15 protein-coding genes and 1 pseudogene are annotated in these 15,592 nt (G+C 63.8%); 6 read left to right on the top strand and 10 right to left on the bottom strand.

Features of this window, described 5'->3' with window-relative positions:
- From ABI660_RS20290 to hpaR, 6 genes and pseudogenes are all read right to left on the bottom strand, one after another.
- Positions 1-178: pseudogene (locus ABI660_RS20290) on the bottom strand (5-carboxymethyl-2-hydroxymuconate isomerase); the annotation flags it as partial.
- A 17-nt stretch (positions 179-195) separates the two neighbouring features.
- A complete protein-coding gene (gene hpaD / locus ABI660_RS20285) occupies positions 196-1,119 on the bottom strand; it encodes a 3,4-dihydroxyphenylacetate 2,3-dioxygenase (protein WP_348071510.1) in 924 nt (307 codons plus the stop codon).
- A gap of 84 nt (positions 1,120-1,203) precedes the next feature.
- On the bottom strand, positions 1,204-2,664 hold the full coding sequence (hpaE, locus tag ABI660_RS20280) for a 5-carboxymethyl-2-hydroxymuconate semialdehyde dehydrogenase (protein ID WP_348071514.1): 1,461 nt from the start codon (positions 2,662-2,664) through the stop codon (positions 1,204-1,206).
- Positions 2,665-2,666: 2 nt separating this feature from the next.
- Positions 2,667-3,413: a fumarylacetoacetate hydrolase family protein gene (locus ABI660_RS20275; RefSeq protein WP_348071508.1), complete on the bottom strand. Its 747-nt coding sequence runs from the start codon at positions 3,411-3,413 to the stop codon at positions 2,667-2,669.
- On the bottom strand, positions 3,410-4,033 hold the full coding sequence (locus ABI660_RS20270; RefSeq protein ID WP_348071506.1) for a fumarylacetoacetate hydrolase family protein: 624 nt from the start codon (positions 4,031-4,033) through the stop codon (positions 3,410-3,412). Before ABI660_RS20270 ends, ABI660_RS20275 begins: the two co-directional genes overlap by 4 nt.
- Positions 4,030-4,461, bottom strand: coding sequence for a homoprotocatechuate degradation operon regulator HpaR (gene hpaR / locus ABI660_RS20265; RefSeq protein WP_348071504.1), 432 nt, complete (start codon positions 4,459-4,461; stop codon positions 4,030-4,032). The genes ABI660_RS20270 and hpaR overlap by 4 nt, the downstream gene beginning before the upstream one ends.
- Before the next feature lie 108 nt (positions 4,462-4,569).
- Here hpaR and radA point away from each other — a divergent pair, with 108 nt between their 5' ends.
- The 6 genes from radA to waaF all read left to right on the top strand — a co-directional run bounded on the left by radA (position 4,570) and on the right by waaF (position 9,634).
- Positions 4,570-5,937 carry a DNA repair protein RadA gene (gene radA, locus ABI660_RS20260; RefSeq protein ID WP_348071502.1) on the top strand — a complete coding sequence of 456 codons (1,368 nt, stop codon included), beginning with the start codon at positions 4,570-4,572 and terminating at the stop codon, positions 5,935-5,937.
- Between the two features lie 20 nt (positions 5,938-5,957).
- Positions 5,958-6,749, top strand: a complete 792-nt coding sequence (locus tag ABI660_RS20255) for a metallophosphoesterase family protein (protein ID WP_348071500.1) — start codon at positions 5,958-5,960, stop codon at positions 6,747-6,749.
- A gap of 179 nt (positions 6,750-6,928) precedes the next feature.
- Positions 6,929-7,363, top strand: a complete 435-nt coding sequence (locus ABI660_RS20250) for a glycerate kinase (RefSeq protein WP_348071498.1) — start codon at positions 6,929-6,931, stop codon at positions 7,361-7,363.
- An 85-nt stretch (positions 7,364-7,448) separates the two neighbouring features.
- Complete coding sequence (locus ABI660_RS20245) at positions 7,449-8,390, top strand: branched-chain amino acid transaminase (protein WP_348071496.1); 942 nt, start codon at positions 7,449-7,451, stop codon at positions 8,388-8,390.
- Positions 8,391-8,412: 22 nt separating this feature from the next.
- The gene (locus ABI660_RS20240; RefSeq protein ID WP_348071494.1) at positions 8,413-8,640 is read left to right on the top strand and encodes a zinc-finger domain-containing protein; all 228 of its coding nucleotides are present in this window, start codon (positions 8,413-8,415) and stop codon (positions 8,638-8,640) included.
- A complete protein-coding gene (gene waaF, locus ABI660_RS20235) occupies positions 8,633-9,634 on the top strand; it encodes a lipopolysaccharide heptosyltransferase II (protein ID WP_348071512.1) in 1,002 nt (333 codons plus the stop codon). Before ABI660_RS20240 ends, waaF begins: the two co-directional genes overlap by 8 nt.
- A gap of 9 nt (positions 9,635-9,643) precedes the next feature.
- Here the strand turns inward: waaF and ABI660_RS20230 are convergent, their stop codons facing one another.
- From ABI660_RS20230 to ABI660_RS20215, 4 genes are all read right to left on the bottom strand, one after another.
- Entirely contained in the window at positions 9,644-10,261 is a 618-nt protein-coding gene (locus ABI660_RS20230; protein WP_348071492.1) for a carboxymuconolactone decarboxylase family protein, read from the bottom strand.
- Positions 10,262-10,637: 376 nt separating this feature from the next.
- Positions 10,638-14,318: a hypothetical protein gene (locus ABI660_RS20225; protein ID WP_348071490.1), complete on the bottom strand. Its 3,681-nt coding sequence runs from the start codon at positions 14,316-14,318 to the stop codon at positions 10,638-10,640.
- Between the two features lie 3 nt (positions 14,319-14,321).
- Positions 14,322-14,936: a hypothetical protein gene (locus ABI660_RS20220; RefSeq protein WP_348071488.1), complete on the bottom strand. Its 615-nt coding sequence runs from the start codon at positions 14,934-14,936 to the stop codon at positions 14,322-14,324.
- 311 nt (positions 14,937-15,247) lie between these two features.
- On the bottom strand, positions 15,248-15,592 hold a 345-nt coding region (locus tag ABI660_RS20215; RefSeq protein WP_348071486.1), incomplete at its 5' end, for an ATP-binding protein.

Below are 15,592 nucleotides of genomic sequence, written 5' to 3'. Positions count from 1 at the left end.
CGGCCACCGCGTAATGCGCGGCCGGGTAGGCCAGCACCCGTGTGCCGCCGGTGGGGAAGACCTGTTTGCCTTCCTCGTCTTTCACGGCCTGCATCGTGTCGGCCAGTGCGCGGCAAAGCGCCGTCATGTCGCTGGAGGCCTCGAGGTTGGAGGTGTAGAGGATGACGAGGTGTGGCATGGGTTATCCGGTGTTGGTCAGAGCCGGCTGACGGCCTGGTAGCCGTGCGCTGACGAGGCCTGTGCGGCAGGAATGGCGGCGCCAGTCTGCGGCGTGACCGGGAACACGGCGTTGATCTGCCCCGTGCCCGAGGCGCCGAAGTAAGGCGTGATGACCTCGGCCTGGCCATCGTAGTCCGACCAACCCAGGGCGCCCAGCAGCATGGCGGTGTCATGCATGAAACCTTCGCCATGGCCTTTGGCTGCGTATTCGGGCAGCATCGCGCAGAACGCTTTCCAATCGCCGCGTCGCCACATGCGTACCACCTCTTGATCCAGCGTTTCGAGGAAGGGACTCCAGATTTTGAAAGCGTATTCGGGTGCCAGGCCATTCTGCGCAAAGCGATGTGACAGCGAGCCGCTGGCAAAAAAAGCAACCGTACCGTCGTACTCGTCTTCAATGGCACGGCGCATGGCCCAACCCAAACGCGCGCTGTCGTTGAGGTAATGCGCCTGGCACAGCGCCGAGACGGACACCACCTTGTAGTGCTGGTCGGCGTTCATGTAGCGCATGGGCACCAGCGTGCCGTACTCCGGGTTCAGTGTGGTGGCGTCGTGCGCGAGGGTTTCCACGCCGTGCGCATTGCAGGTTTTGGCCAGCAACTGGCCCAGTGACGGGTTGCCCGCAAACTCGAAGCCCATGTTGCTGATGAAGTGAGGCAGCTCGTTGCTGGTGTACAGACCTTTGAAGTGCGGCGCGCAATTGATGTGATAGTTGGCATTGACCAGCCAGTGCGTGTCGAACACCACGATGGTGTCCACACCCAAAGCGCGACAGCGCCGGTCAATCTCCAGGTGCCCATCAATCGCGTCTTGCCGCGTGCCCTTGCGCGGGCCGTCCAGCTCGCTGAGGTACATCGAGGGCACGTGTGTGATTTTGGCGGCGAGGGCGAGCTTACCCATGATGAGTCCTCAGGCTATGACCCCCTCCCCTCGAGGGGAGGGATGGGGAGGGGGGCGTCCCGGTAACCCCAAGGGGGAGCGCATTCATGCGCTTCCCCAATGTGGAATGTGATGGCTACCCAGCGAGACCGCCACATTTTTCGGTTCACAGAACACCTCGTAACTCCAGGTGCCGCCCTCGCGCCCCGTGCCCGAGGCCTTGGTGCCGCCGAAAGGCTGGCGAAGGTCACGCACGTTCTGGCTGTTGACGAAACACATGCCGGCTTCGACGGCTGCAGCCACCCGGTGGGCGCGGCCCAGGTTTTCGGTCCAGACATAACTCGACAGGCCGTATTGCGTGTCGTTGGCCAGGCGAATCGCGTCGGCTTCGTCCTTGAACGGGATCAGGCAGGCGACGGGACCGAAAATTTCTTCTTGCGCGATGCGCATGCGGTTGTCAACATCGGCAAACACCGTGGGCAAAACGTAGTTGCCTTTCTTCACGCGCTCCGTCAGGTCCGGAGCACCGAGGCCACCGCACAGCAGGGTGGCACCTTCCTTGGGGCCGAGCTCGATGTAGCTGCGCACTTTGGCCAGGTGGCCCTGCGAAATCATGGGGCCTATGGTGGTGGCTTCATCGAGCGGGTCGCCGACCTTGATGCGCTTGGCGCGCTCCACAAATTTGGCAGTGAAGTCGGCATAGATCGACTGCTGCACCAGGATGCGGCTGCCGGCGGTGCAGCGTTCGCCGTTGTTGGAGAAAATCATGAACACCGCGGCATCGAGTGCTCGCCCGAGATTCGCATCATCAAAAATCACGAAGGGTGATTTGCCGCCCAGCTCCATGCTGAATTTTTTCAGGCCTGCGGCCTGCACGATGCGGTTGCCGGTGGCGGTGGAGCCGGTGAAGGAAATCGCTCGCACGTCGGGGTGGCGGCACAGCGGCTCGCCAGCCTCCTTGCCGTAGCCGTGCACGATGTTGAGCACGCCGGGCGGAATGCCGGCTTCGAGTGCCAGCTCGCCCAGGCGTGCTGCGGTCATCGGCGACAACTCGCTCATTTTCAGTACTGCGGTGTTGCCGAAGGCCAGGCAAGGCGCGACCTTCCAGGTCGCCGTCATGAAGGGCACGTTCCAGGGCGAGATCAGCGCGCAGACGCCGGTCGGGTGGTACAGCGTGTAGTTCAGGTGCGTCTCGGTCGGGTAGGTGTGGCCATCGACCCGGGTGCACATCTCTGCAAAATAATAGAAGTTGTCGGCCGCGCGGGGGATCAGTTGCTTGCCGGTCTGCGCAATCACCTGACCGCAATCGTTGGTCTCCATCTGCGCGATCTCGGGCACATGGGCAGCGATCAGATCACCGAGCTTGCGGATGAGTTTGGCGCGCTGTGGCGCGGGCATGCCGGCCCATTTCGGAAACGCTTCTTTTGCCGCGGCGACGGCGGCGTTGACTTCGGCTTCGTCGCCGGAAGCGATTTCAGCCAGCACTTCCTGCGTCGCAGGATTAACGGTCTCGAAGTAGCGGGTGCTGGCAACGGATTTGCCGTTGATAAGGTGATCTATTTTCATATTCATTCAATCGTGTTGATAAGCGCGCCCAGGCCCTCGATGCTGGTGACAACCACATCGCCAGGCTGGCAATCGACCACACCGTCGGGCGTGCCGGTCAGGATCAGGTCGCCGGGCTGCAGCGTCATGAAGCTGCTGAAATATTCGATCAGGAAGGGCACATCAAAAATCATGTCGCGCGTGTTGCCGGACTGCGTGACGTTTCCGTTGACAGTGGTCTGCAGTGCCAGCGCCATCGGGTCAGCAATGTCTACGGCGTCTACCAGCCACGGGCCCAGCGGCGTGCAAGTGTCGCGGTTTTTCACACGCAGGTTGGGGCGGTACCAGTTTTCGAGGTAATCGCGAATCGCGTAGTCATTGGCGATGGTGTAGCCCGCGATGAAGTTGTACGCGTCGTCACGCTTGACCTTTTTTGCCGTCTTTCCGATGACCACCGTGAGTTCACATTCGTAGTGCATGAACTGCACATCGGCTGGGCGGCGCGTGAGCTGTCGGTGACCGGTCAGCGTGCCTTCGCCCTTGATGAAGACCAGCGGTTCGTCGGGTGCCTTGAATTCAAGCTCCTTCGCATGGTCGGCGTAATTCAGGCCAAGCGCGAGGATGGTGCGCGGGCGGGGCGTGGGTGCCAGTGGCGGCAGCCAGGTAACAGCGTCTTCACCGACGAGCCGGCCATCATCAAGCAGCAATCGACCATCGTGCTCGACGGCGCGCTGGGTCACGCCCTGGTAAGCAGCACGTGCATGTTTCATGAGGCCTCTGCTGTAAGGGTGTTGCTCAGCATGCCGAAACCCGGCGCTGTGATGTCGATGCGATCCCCGGCCCTGGCCAGCGGCCGGCCTGCATCGCAGCCCAGCATCAGCACATCGCCGGGGCGCAGCGTCATGAATTCACCGACATCGGCCAGCAGCCGGGCCGCATCGCGAAGCAGATGGTCGAAGTTCACGGTCTGTCTGAGCTCGCCGTTGATGCGCACTTCCAGCATGAAGCCCGAAGGATCGCCGGCTTCGCTGGCAGGCACCAAACGCTCGCCGATGCCGAGAAAGCCGTCCAGACATTTGAACTTGACGGGAGGCCGGAAAAAGCTGGCGTGCGGAACGGACAGGTCGTTCATCAGCACATAGCCGGCGACGGTGCCAGACGCGCCCGTCACCATCGCGATGGTGGCGCCAATCTCGACTTCGGGGACGCGGGCCGGCATGGCGATGGCCGCGCCATGGGTGCTCCAGGTGTTGGCCGTTTTCACATACAGCACGGGTGCTTTCGGCGGCGTCTTGTAAGGCGGCTGATTCATCTGCGGCGCCATCGCCTCGACCTCCGAGCGGAAGTTCAGCAGCGTGCCGTAAACGGTTCCCTGCGGCATCCAGCTCATGGCTGCTCCAGTTCAATCAATTGATCGAGCAGTTCGTAGAGCTGTGCCAGGCTCTGCTTGCCCAAGGTTTTTTCCATCCAGGCGTAGTGCGCTTCAATCGTCTGCGACAGGGTCTCGACAAGCTGCATGCCCCTGTCCGTGGCTTCGACCACCGTGCGGCGCTGGTCGGCCGGGTCCCGCGCGCGGCGAATCAGGCCGTCGCGTTCCATGCGGGTCAGCACGCCAGTAAGGCTGGGGCCGAGGATGAAGGCTTCGCGGGCGACCTTGCCGGTTTCCACCACGCCGTGTTCGCCCAGTACCCGCAGCACGCGCCATTGCTGGTCGCTCAGTGCGTGCTCACGCAGGCGCGGCCGGGTGTGCGCCATCACGGACTCGCGCGCCTGCAGCAGCAGGCGGGGCAGGTTGCGGTGGGTAAACGGTGTGGTCATGCAGTGCGTCAAAATTATTTAACATGTTAAATGAAATGGCACTTTCCTGCCCAGTCCCCATCTGCTGGGATTTACCCGTACTGTGAATAATTACAGTAATATCACTCCATGGCCAAAGACAAGACGATTTACACCTGCACCGAATGCGGCGGAACCAACCCCAAATGGCTGGGCAAATGTCCGCATTGCGGGGCCTGGAACACGCTCATTGAATCGGTTGCCGAAAGTCAGTCGCCGGTAAAAAACCGTTTTGCCTCTTTGGCCAAACCGTCGGAAGTGGCGACCCTGGCCGATATCGAGGCGACGGACATGGCCCGCACGCCCACCGGGCACGAGGAACTGGACCGTGTCCTGGGGGGCGGCATTGTCGAAGGCGGGGTGGTGTTGATAGGCGGCGATCCCGGCATCGGCAAATCAACCTTGCTATTGCAGGCCCTGGATTCCCTGCAGCGCGCCGGCCTGGACACCCTTTACGTTACCGGCGAGGAAAGCGGCGCGCAGGTGGCCCTGCGCTCGCGCAGGCTCGGGCTGGACGGCTCGCAGGTCAAGGTGCTGGCGGAGATTCAGCTTGAAAAAATTCTCGCCACGCTGGAAGCCACGCGGCCTGCTGTGGCCGTGATCGATTCCATCCAGACCGTGTATTCGGAGCAGCTCACCTCCGCCCCGGGCTCGGTGGCGCAGGTGCGCGAATGTGCGGCCCACCTGACGCGTGCGGCCAAGGCCAGCGGCGTCTGCATCATCCTGGTCGGCCACGTCACCAAGGAGGGCGCGCTGGCTGGCCCGCGCGTGCTTGAGCACATGGTAGACACCGTGCTTTATTTCGAGGGCGACACGCATTCGAGTTTTCGCCTGGTGCGGGCCATCAAGAACCGCTTTGGCGCCGTCAACGAGATCGGCGTGTTTGCCATGACCGAAAAAGGCCTCAAAGGTGTGAGCAACCCCAGCGCGATTTTCCTGAGCCAGCACGCCGAGCCGGTGCCGGGCAGCTGTGTGATGGTGACGCTGGAGGGCACGCGTCCGCTGCTGGTTGAAATCCAGGCGCTGGTGGACAGCGGCGGTCCCAGCCCGCGGCGCCTGTCGGTCGGCCTGGACCGCGACCGGCTGGCCATGCTGCTGGCGGTGTTGCACCGCCATGCGGGTATTGCCTGCATGGACCAGGACGTGTTTGTCAACGCCGTCGGCGGGGTGCGCATCAGCGAGCCGGCGGCTGATCTGGCCGTGATGCTGTCCATCACCTCCAGCCTGCGCGGCAAGCCGCTGCCCAAGGGTTTTATTGCCTTTGGCGAGGTCGGGCTGGCCGGCGAAGTTCGGCCTGCGCCGCGTGGCCAGGAGCGGCTCAAGGAGGCGGCCAAGCTGGGTTTCAGCGTGGCGGTAGTGCCCAAAGCCAACGCCCCCAAGAAGCCGATCGAAGGACTGACCATTCATGCCGTCGAGCGGGTCGAGCAAGCCATGGACGTGGTGCGCAGCCTGAGTTGAGGCATTGCACAATCAGGGTGATGAAACTCGCGGTTATCTCGGACATCCACGGAAATTTGCTAGCACTTGAGGCGGTGCTGGCGGACATCAAGCGCCAAGGGGTGGACCAGACGGTCAACCTCGGCGACATCCTGAGCGGGCCGTTGCAGCCGGCAGAAACCGCCGACCTGCTGATGGCGCAGGACTTCCCGACCATACGCGGCAACCACGAACGCCAGCTACTGGCTTTGCTCGAACCCGGTGCGCCGGCCATGGACCCGCTGAGCAGCGACGGGTTTGCGGCGGCGCAAGTCAGCCCGGCGCAGGCCGCGTGGCTGCGCGCGCTGCCGGCCAGGCAGGTGCTGGAGCCAGGCATTCGTCTGTGCCACGGCACACCCGACAACGACCTGCAGTACTGGCTGGAAACCGTGGTGGCCGGCTTCGGCGACACGGGCAGCACGGGAACCCGACCGGCTACGCCTGAAGAGGTGCGTGAGCGTCTCGGCGACGAGCGCCATGGGCTGGTGCTGTGCGGGCACACCCATGTGCCCCGCGTTGTGCAGTGCGGCGGTTCCCTGGTGGTCAACCCGGGCAGTGTCGGCCTGCAGGCTTATGACGATGCCCATCCCCATCCGCATGTGGTTGAAACGGGGGCTCCGCATGCGCGTTATGCCTTGCTTGAACAGGCGCGAGGTGGCTGGCGGGTCGAACTGCGTGCGGTGCCCTACGCACACGAAGCCCAGGCCGAAATCGCGCGGCGCAATGGCCGGCCGGACTGGGCCCACACGCTTTTGACGGGACGCATGCCGCAGGCTGATGTGCTCCTGAATTAATAGCTACTTGCGCCCGCGGAATAAGGGTTTAGGGCATATTTTGCTTGAAAATATCGATCAACTCCATAATGACGCCTGCGCGGGCCTGGCGCCGGTGCCTCCCCACTGAAATTCCCACAGGCGGCACGCCTACGCATTCCCCGCAGATCGGGGCCGCGCGCAGCTGCGAAAATGCGCTCATGAACTTCCAGAAAATCATTGTTCCTATCGCAGGTGTGGCCGTGGTGGCGTTGGCTTACCGCAGTTTTGGCTGGCCCGGGGTCGCGGCTGCGGCTGGCGGCCTGATGATGTGGCTGCTGCTGCATTTCACCCGCATGATGCAGGTGCTCAAGCGCGCCGCCAACCGGCCCATCGGTTATACCGACAGCGCCGTCATGCTCAATGCCAAACTCAAACCGGGCATGACCCTGCTGCATGTGGTGGCCATGACCCGAAGCCTGGGCGCGCTGCAATCCGAAAAGGACGCGCAGCCCGAAGTGTTTCGCTGGACTGACGGCGGGCAGTCGCACGTCACCTGCACCTTTACCAGCGGCAAGCTGACGCACCATGTGCTGGTCAGGCCGGACATGGCCGATTCCCCGCCGGCCACAGGTGAGCTGCCGCCGGCCCCGTAAAATCAGCGTTTCGGGTTTTTGCCGGCCTCTCCGGCCTCTCCGGCCTCAAAGAATCATTCCACGACATCACCACAGGATCAGCACCATGCCCCCAGTAGCACCCTCCATGGAAGACCGCGACGGCAAAATCTGGATGGACGGCCAGATGGTCGAATGGCGCGACGCCAAAATCCACGTGCTGAGCCACACCCTGCATTACGGTTGTGGTGCTTTTGAAGGTGTGCGCGCCTACAAGCAAGACGGCGGCGGCTCGGCGATTTTCCGGCTCGAAGAGCACACCGAGCGCCTGTTCAACAGCGCCAAAATCCTGCGCATGAAAATTCCCTTCACCAAGGAAGAAGTCATGCAAGCGCAGATTGCCGTGGTGCGCGAGAACAAGCTGGAGAGCGGCTACCTGCGCCCGCTGACCTGGATAGGCTCGGAAAAACTCGGCGTCAGCCCCAAGGGCAACACCATCCATCTGATGGTCGCCGCCTGGGCCTGGGGTGCCTACCTCGGCGAAGAAGGCATGAAACGCGGCATTCGCGTCAAGACATCGAGCTACACCCGCCACCACGTCAACATCACCATGACGCAGGCCAAGGCGGTCAGCAACTACACCAATTCCATCCTGGCCAACATGGAAGCGCTGGATGACGGCTACGACGAAGCGCTGCTGCTGGACGCCTCAGGTTTTGTCAGCGAAGGCGCTGGCGAAAACATCTTCGTGATCAAGGGTGGCGTGGTCTACACGCCCGACCTGTCGGCCGGCGCGCTCAACGGCATCACGCGCAACACCATCCTGCACATCTGCAAAGACCTGGGGCTGGAACTGGTGCAAAAACGCATCACGCGTGACGAGGTATATATCTCCGACGAAGCCTTTTTCACCGGCACCGCCGCCGAGGTCACGCCTATCCGCGAGCTCGACCGGATCGAGATTGGCGCCGGTTCGCGCGGCCCGATCACCGAAAAAATCCAGAGCGCGTTTTTTGACATCGTCAACGGCCGCAATCCCAAGTACGCCAGCTGGTTAGCCAAAGTCTGAAGCGCTTCCTGAAAGTCCCAAGATGAGCACCTCCACCATGACCCTCGATTCTTCTGCTGTCGAACTGCTGGCCTCCGACCTGAACGCGCAAGGCGGCGTTTATTGCCCCAGCCCCAAGGCCGACATGAAAATCTGGAACAGCCACCCTAAGGTCTACCTGGATGTGGCACGCACCGGGGAGGCGAAGTGCCCTTACTGCGGCACGGTTTATCGGCTGAAAGCCGGCGAACACTTCGGTGGCCATCACTAGGTCGCTGATCGTCGCTCCCCAGTGGATAGGCGACGCAGTTATGACCGAGCCACTGTTGCGGCGTCTGCATGCGCGGGGTGAGCAGCTCACAGTAGGTGCGTTGCCCTGGGTGGCGCCGGTTTACCGCGCGATGCCGCAGGTACACGAGGTCATTGAATTTCCTTTTGCCCACGGCGGCTTGCAGTTCAAGGCTCGGCGCGCGCTGGCCCGGCAGATCGAAGGCCGCTTCGACACCGCTTATGTGCTGCCCAATTCATTGAAAAGCGCCCTGTTGCCCCTGTTGGCCGGCATTCCCAAACGTGTTGGCTACCTCGGCGAGGCGCGTATCGGCCTGCTGACGCACCGCCTGAAAAATCCGTCCAAAGGCCAGCGCCCACCCATGGTGGCGTTTTATTCGGCGCTCAGCGGTGAAACGGACCTGGAGGCCGACCGGCCGCAGTTGCACATGCCTTCGGACGAGGTGGACCGCTCCCTGGCCGAACTTGGCCTGCATCGCGGCGCGTTTCATGTGTTTGCCCCGGGTGCCGAATACGGTCCGGCCAAACGCTGGCCAGCCCGACACTTTGCCGGGCTGGCTCAAAGCCTGGCCTTGCCGGTCCTGCTGCTGGGGTCGAGCAAGGAAGCAGCGCTGTGTGAGGAAATTGCCTTGGCAGCCAACGCGGCGCGGCCTGGTGCCTGTGTCAATCTTGCAAGCAAGACCACCTTGCTGCAGGCCCTGTGTGCCATTGCCGCGGCCAAAAGCGTGGTGAGCAACGACTCGGGCCTGATGCATGTGGCCGCCGCTTTCGGGGTGCCGCAGGTGGCAGTTTTCGGATCGTCCAGCCCTTTGCACACCCCGCCGCTCAGCGCGCGGGCGACGGTGCTCTGGTTGAAGAACGATGCCAGCTACCAGCCGCCGCTGGATTGCGCACCGTGTTTTGAGCGCGAATGCCCGCTGGGCCACACACGCTGCCTCAATGACATCAGTCCTGAGCGGGTGCTGCTGGCCTTGTAGCGCGGAGGATCAGGCGGGGAAAGCCGCCAAGGGCGAGAAACCCGGCTTGTTGTCGGTGGGTGTGCGTGCCACGTTCATGACCCAGCAGACCATCGCAAAATAGCCGACCAGCGTCGTCAGCTCGACCACACCCTGCTCGCCGAACACACCCAATGCGGCGGCATAGCTGCTGTCGCTGACACCGTGGTGCTGCAGCAGTTCGGTGACCAGGTCCACGGCAGCTGCCTCGTCCTGAGCCTGGCTGTGCGGATAGCGGCCTTCGGCAATGGCATCCAGGCTGGCCTGCGGGACGCCGGCCTTGAGCGCCAGCGGTGCATGCATCAGCCATTCAAACTGGTTGGACACATGGCGCGCGACCACGCACATGGCAAGTTCACGGATGCGGACTTCCAGCAGGCTGTCAAAACGCAGGTATTCACCCACCTTGCCGACACGCACCATCAGTTCGGGGCTGCGCAGCAGGGGAATAAAGGGGCCGAACACGGCCTTGCGCGGGCCGGCAATCAGGGCATCGGCCGCTTCGCCTTGTGCGGCAGACATGGCCTCCCTGGCCATCATCGGAAGCCGATCCTGAGGCGAAACGGAAAAGCCCTGGCTGACAGCTGCGGCCTGGTGGTCTGGGTTCACGGTAAAACTCCTGGAATGAATGGGGGTGGCGTCGGCGCTGGGGGTTCGCAAAACCGGGCGGCCTTTTCGCTTGATGCCGAATGGTAACGCGAGCTCTTGGGCCGCTGACTGGGGGCTGACACAGGCAAAAAAAACCACCTTGCGGTGGCTTGCCAAGTCCTTTTGAAGGGACGTCGTTGAGACTGAGATCTGTTGGTCGACTTTTCGTCTTCTGCCTTTGTTCCAGCTTATGGGTGTTGTCACAGCAACGTTCCGACTTTAGGGTTTCACGTTATTTCGGGCATCCCCTAATTGAGGGATGGGTGTGGTTTTTATGTGCGAATTTGCGAAAAACTGCGGCGTATTTCACGCCTGCGTCAGGTGGCCCGCCCTGTTTTCAGGGCTTGGCACTGCCTGCAATCGCGTCTTTCAGACCTTCGAGAAACTTGCCTGCCTCGGCTGCATCTGCCGGTGCAGGCAGCTTGTCGGCCAGGGCTTCGAGTCCGGATGGAAGCGCATCCGGTGCCGGCATACCCGGTTTCGGCGATGCGGCTTTGTCCAACGTATCCTTGAGCGGCTGGGGTGGCCGCGGGCGGGTCGGGTCTGCAGCTGATGCGCCAGGTGGGGACGGATCGGCGGGTGTTGCACCGCTGCTGCCGGGCGGCAGGTCGGACGGCAACTTGGCGGGCCCGTCAGGCGCATGGGGCGTGTCTGGCATGCCCGTCGTATTGCCGGTTGGCGTGTCTGATGAGGCCGCGGAGGGTGAGGCAGGCAGCCCGTCACCCGGCAGCTCGGCCGCCGCCGCAGGCGGTTTAACCTGATCGCCACCCGGTAATCCAGATGGCTTGTCGGGCTGCTTCCCATCAGGCTGGGTTTGATTCGCGGACGCTCCTTCTTCCAACGCAGCGGGTGTTTTGTCGCTACTGCCTGGCTCTTGAGGCGTGCCGGCCCCCTGCGGTGATGGGGTATCTGTTGCAGCGCCGCTCGGGGCAGATCCTGCGTCTGGACCGCTGCCTTGAGGGACTTGCTGTTTGGCCGAAGGTGCCGGGCTGGTGCCGTCCCCTTTCGCCGATGGGCTGGCCGGTGCAGCACCGGCATTGTTCGGAGCGGTGCTGCCCGAGGGGCCAACTGGCGCGCCGGCACCTGGTGCGGCTGGTGCCTGGCCGGCATCGGCGGGAGATGGCGGCGGCGCGGCAGTTGCAGGTGCCGCTGCTTCTGCAGGCGGCGCCTTGCGTGCCAGCGCTTCGCCGCCGTGTTTGACGACCTCGGCATCCATCGTGGCCTCGGCACTCACTGCGTCGGCACGCGCGACCTCGGTTTGCGCCTTGGCCGTCGCCACTTCCTTCATGGCCTCTTCAATCAGCGCCTGGCCCTTGTCGCGATACTGCTCGACTTCGGCGCGGGCCTCGGCCGTGCGCTCGGCGACCTCTTTGGACGCTGCCTGCACCTGTTGCTTTAATCCATCCACTTCACCCGCGACCGATGCCAGCCGCTCGTCCATCTTCTGCTGTTCTTCCCGGGCAGCGTCGCCGGGCGGCGCGACTGCGGCCAACGCATCGTCCAGCATGGTGGCCAGGGCCTGCCGGGCAGCTGCCAGTTTTTCCAGCGGCCCGGCGCTGGCCTGATTCGCCGCTTCGGCCTGGTCAGTGGCGTCCTGTTGCGCGGAAGCCAACGCGCGTTGCAGGGGCTCTGCGGCGCTGAGCAGGGCAGCCATGCTGGCCGAGAGGGCATCAGGCTGGCGGCTGGCGGATTGGCCCGCTGCTTCAAAGTCCTGGCGCAGGGCGAGGGCGCTGTCGCCGGCGCTTTGCACACTTGCCTGAATTTGCTGGAAGGCGTTTTCGGCTTCGGTGCGAAAGTTATCCAGCCTGGCGCCAAGCCCGTCCACCTGGCTGGTGGCGTCGTCGGCAGCCGCCTGCATCCGCGTGACGAGGTTGCTGGTTTCGCTGCTGGCCTGGCTGAAGCGGCCGGCCATTCCGGACAAAGCCTGGCTGGCGTCGCTTTCCGCCTGCGCCGCAGATTGCACAGCCTGCTGGGCCTGGCTGATCAGGGCATCGGCCTTGGCCAGCACATCGTCGAGCACCTGGCGCGCGCGGCCCACCTGCTGGTTCAGCTGGGCCTTGAGTTCTTCCATCAAGGCCTGAAGCTGGGCGGGCGGACGCCGGATCTGTGCCTGCAACGCCGACATCTGGTCACGCAGGGCCTGCACTTTTTCCTTGAGCTGGTCCATGGGCGGCTGCATCTTCGCCTGCACATCGCTGATGCCCTGGATCACGCGTGACTCGGCGCCTTCCACCTGCAGGCGAACCGGCGCCACAAAGCGGCCCTTGAAACCCAGCACCTGCGCGCACACGGTATTGACTTTCTCACGCGGCTGCGTGGCGGCGACAAAGCTGTCGCGCGCCTCCCGCACCTGGGCCACCAGCTTGTCGGGCTGGGCCTTGACTTGCTCGGCCGCCGCATGCATGTCGACAGAAACCTGTGTCATGCGCTCCTGTGCCTGTACGAGGGCTGCGCGCACCTGGTCCAGCACGGCAACCACCTGGGCAATGGCCTGGCGCACCTGTTCGATGGCCTGCTTGACCACGGACCGCAACTGCTCGACAACCGCGATGGCCTGGTCCAGCAGGCTGATGGCGGTGTTGCCGGATGTCTTCACCGTGGCGCGTGCACCGGCAATGGTGGTTCTGATGCCGGGAATCATCGCCTTGACGCCCATGAACAGCGTGCGCGCTGCCACCATGGCCAGCGAACGCGTGATGTATTTGGTGCAGACGGCGATGGCGTTGTCGCACAGCGCATCGGCCTGGTCCATCTCGCGGCTGGCCTGCGCCAGCGCGCGGTCGGCGCGGTCCATGAATTCACGGATGCGCTGCTGGATGCTTTCAATCATCTGCTGCGCTTCGTCGATTTGCGCTTCGACCGGCTGGAAGCGCTCGGGCAGGGCTTGCAACGTGACCTTGAGTTCGTCGATCTCGGTGATGACTTCGCCCAGTGCGTCTTTCAAGATAGTCAGCGTGTCGTCCACCCCAGCCACAGCCGTGTCCACGGTCTGCTTGAGCGCCGCGATCACGGTTTCCAGGCGAGCAATCTGCGCCTCGATGCTGGCCAGGATGCCGTCGATGACCTGGCCCACGGCTTCAATCTGAGCAGCGACCGCGTCAATGGCCGCCTCGACTCCCAGCACCGGCGCCGCAATGGCCAACGCCACTTCCCGGGTGCGGTCCTTGAAACCGCCGACCTGTTTGGTGAGTGCGGCGAGTTCCTCCTCCAGCACGGTGACGGCCGCATCAATCCGCCCCATGACCGAGTCAAGGACGCCGGACACCTCGGCCATGATCGCATCGATTTGGGCCTGGAGCCCGTCCAGCACCGTTGCCAGGACTTGCGCCGTGGCTTCAATTTCTGTCTGAATACCTGCCGCGGCGCCGGCAACTTCCACCTGCACATTGCCGATCTCGCCGTTGATGCCGTCCAGCGCGCCCTGCACGTCGGCGCGCACGCCGGCCTGCGCGCTGGCGAGGTCTGCCGGTTGCCTGACCTGCAAGTCGGCCAGGCGCTGCTGCAGGGGGGCCAGCGTGCCGGCAAACTGCGCCAGGCGTGGCTCCAGGGACAGTGCCCGATTGCCCAGGTCCTGCGCACTGCGGGCGATGCCGGCCAGTCGCGGCGGAATGCCGGACACATCGGGCCGGATCGCCACCAGCCGGCCCGGTAAACCCGTGGCAACCGACACCGCGTCCTGGGCATCGCCAGCAATGCCGGCCAGATGCTGCCCCGCCGTGGCCAGGCGCGGGCCCAGGCCGGCCAGTGAGTTCACCACGCCGCCCAGGTCCGACTGCAGTCGCGTCAGCGCCACCGACAGCGGCCCTGCCAACGCTTGCGGATTGAGAGGCGGACTCAGCTGGGTGATCTGCGTGGCCACCGCGCTGACCTGCTGGGTCACGGTGCTGATGGCTGTAGTGGCTTCGGAAATGCCCGCGCCCAATTCGGTCTTCAAGGTGCCGGAGGCGGCGGCGACCGACTCGATCACCTGCGTGGCGCCGGTGCTGATGGCCGTGCCGGCCCGGGTCACAAACTGCATGCGCTACAAGTCGTCGAGCGTTTTGGTCACCGACGTGCTGGCGTCGGTCATGGCGGTCTCGATCAGCGGCACCTTGGACGGTGTCGGTTCCAGCGACACCCCGGCCAGGTCAATGCTTCCCATAGTGAGGTCAATCTGCTCCAGCGTCTGTTCGATTTCAGGCAGCACCTCGGCGCCTTCGATCTGCACTTCTTCGAGCAGCGGCAGCAGCGGAGGCGCGGCAGGCCGGTCGGGCAGGGTGTTGAGCTTGATCAGGGTGCTGGATGCCGGCACCGCTGCCTCAGCGGCGGGAACCATCGGCCAGCCGCCTGCGCCGGCACCAGCCGGACGGTCTGTCAACACCAGGGCGCCGCGTGCCAGTTTGGCGGCGAGCGCCTGCAGTACCTGTGCATCGGGCATGGCAAACACCGAGGGGGAATGCTCGCAGCGGTACAGGGCGTAACGCAGGGCGGTGAGCGCCGCGGGATCGGTGCTCCAGAAGCGCAGGTAGTCGGCAGCATGCTCGGCACGCTTGAAGACGAGAGGTGTTCCGGCAAGCGCGCCGGGCAGCGAACTGAAAGCGTCGTGCAGCCAGACCGGGTTCGACTGGCGCTGGAGCGTGGCCAGAGGAACACTCATGTGCGCGCCCCGGTGGGCAGGAAGGCCTGCGGACCGGCGCCCTGTTCAGGGACGAACAATTGCGCAGCGATGACGGTGGGCGACATACAAGGCCTTCCCCTGGGTGAATGAGGGCGATTGTATATTTCGCCGACCCTGCGGCGTATTCGTATTTCTAGTGGCCTGTCCCGCAAATAAGGCGATGAAATGAAAGTGTCCGGTCAATCATCAGGCAAGGCGCGAGGAGGCGACATAGCCATGGCAACGAAGGGCAAGGCCGCATGGCGGTTGAATGGACGATTTCACATCGCCGTTATTTGCGGGACAGGACACTAGGTGGTGGCCGGCATCGGAAGCTCGACCACAAAGGAAGCGCCGCCGCCCGGCCGGTCTTCGCAGCGCACCTTGCCGTCATGCCGCGTGGTGATGGATCTGACCAGCGCCAAGCCCAGGCCCACGCCGCCTTCGCGCTCACTGGCACCCGGCAGGCGGTAAAAAGGCTCAAAAATCCGCTCGCGCTGGTCTGCCGGCACGCCGGGGCCCCGGTCATTGACGCGGATCACGGCGCGCTGCTGTGCCCCCGAACCGATGTGCGCCAGTTCCAGACTGATTTCGCCGCCGCTGTAGCGCCTGGCGTTTTCCAGCAGGTTGCGGATCAGCCGGCGCAGCAGGCGCGC

It is taken from the genome of Polaromonas sp., from assembly GCF_039930745.1.
Classification (GTDB): domain Bacteria; phylum Pseudomonadota; class Gammaproteobacteria; order Burkholderiales; family Burkholderiaceae_C; genus Polaromonas.
This window is presented reverse-complemented; position numbering and strand designations above follow the sequence as displayed.

Excerpts from the sequence above, each read along its gene's own strand:
- ABI660_RS20225 (WP_348071490.1), bottom strand. The coding sequence starts at position 14,318 with ATGCAGTTTGTGACCCGGGCCGGCACGGCCATCAGCACCGGCGCCACG.
- ABI660_RS20250 (WP_348071498.1), top strand. The coding sequence starts at position 6,929 with ATGAACTTCCAGAAAATCATTGTTCCTATCGCAGGTGTGGCCGTGGTG.
- ABI660_RS20240 (WP_348071494.1), top strand. The coding sequence starts at position 8,413 with ATGAGCACCTCCACCATGACCCTCGATTCTTCTGCTGTCGAACTGCTG.
- ABI660_RS20275 (WP_348071508.1), bottom strand. The coding sequence starts at position 3,413 with ATGAAACATGCACGTGCTGCTTACCAGGGCGTGACCCAGCGCGCCGTC.
- ABI660_RS20220 (WP_348071488.1), bottom strand. The coding sequence starts at position 14,936 with ATGAGTGTTCCTCTGGCCACGCTCCAGCGCCAGTCGAACCCGGTCTGG.
- ABI660_RS20255 (WP_348071500.1), top strand. The coding sequence starts at position 5,958 with ATGAAACTCGCGGTTATCTCGGACATCCACGGAAATTTGCTAGCACTT.
- hpaD (WP_348071510.1), bottom strand. The coding sequence starts at position 1,119 with ATGGGTAAGCTCGCCCTCGCCGCCAAAATCACACACGTGCCCTCGATG.
- hpaE (WP_348071514.1), bottom strand. The coding sequence starts at position 2,664 with ATGAAAATAGATCACCTTATCAACGGCAAATCCGTTGCCAGCACCCGC.
- ABI660_RS20245 (WP_348071496.1), top strand. The coding sequence starts at position 7,449 with ATGCCCCCAGTAGCACCCTCCATGGAAGACCGCGACGGCAAAATCTGG.
- radA (WP_348071502.1), top strand. The coding sequence starts at position 4,570 with ATGGCCAAAGACAAGACGATTTACACCTGCACCGAATGCGGCGGAACC.
- ABI660_RS20270 (WP_348071506.1), bottom strand. The coding sequence starts at position 4,033 with ATGAGCTGGATGCCGCAGGGAACCGTTTACGGCACGCTGCTGAACTTC.
- hpaR (WP_348071504.1), bottom strand. The coding sequence starts at position 4,461 with ATGACCACACCGTTTACCCACCGCAACCTGCCCCGCCTGCTGCTGCAG.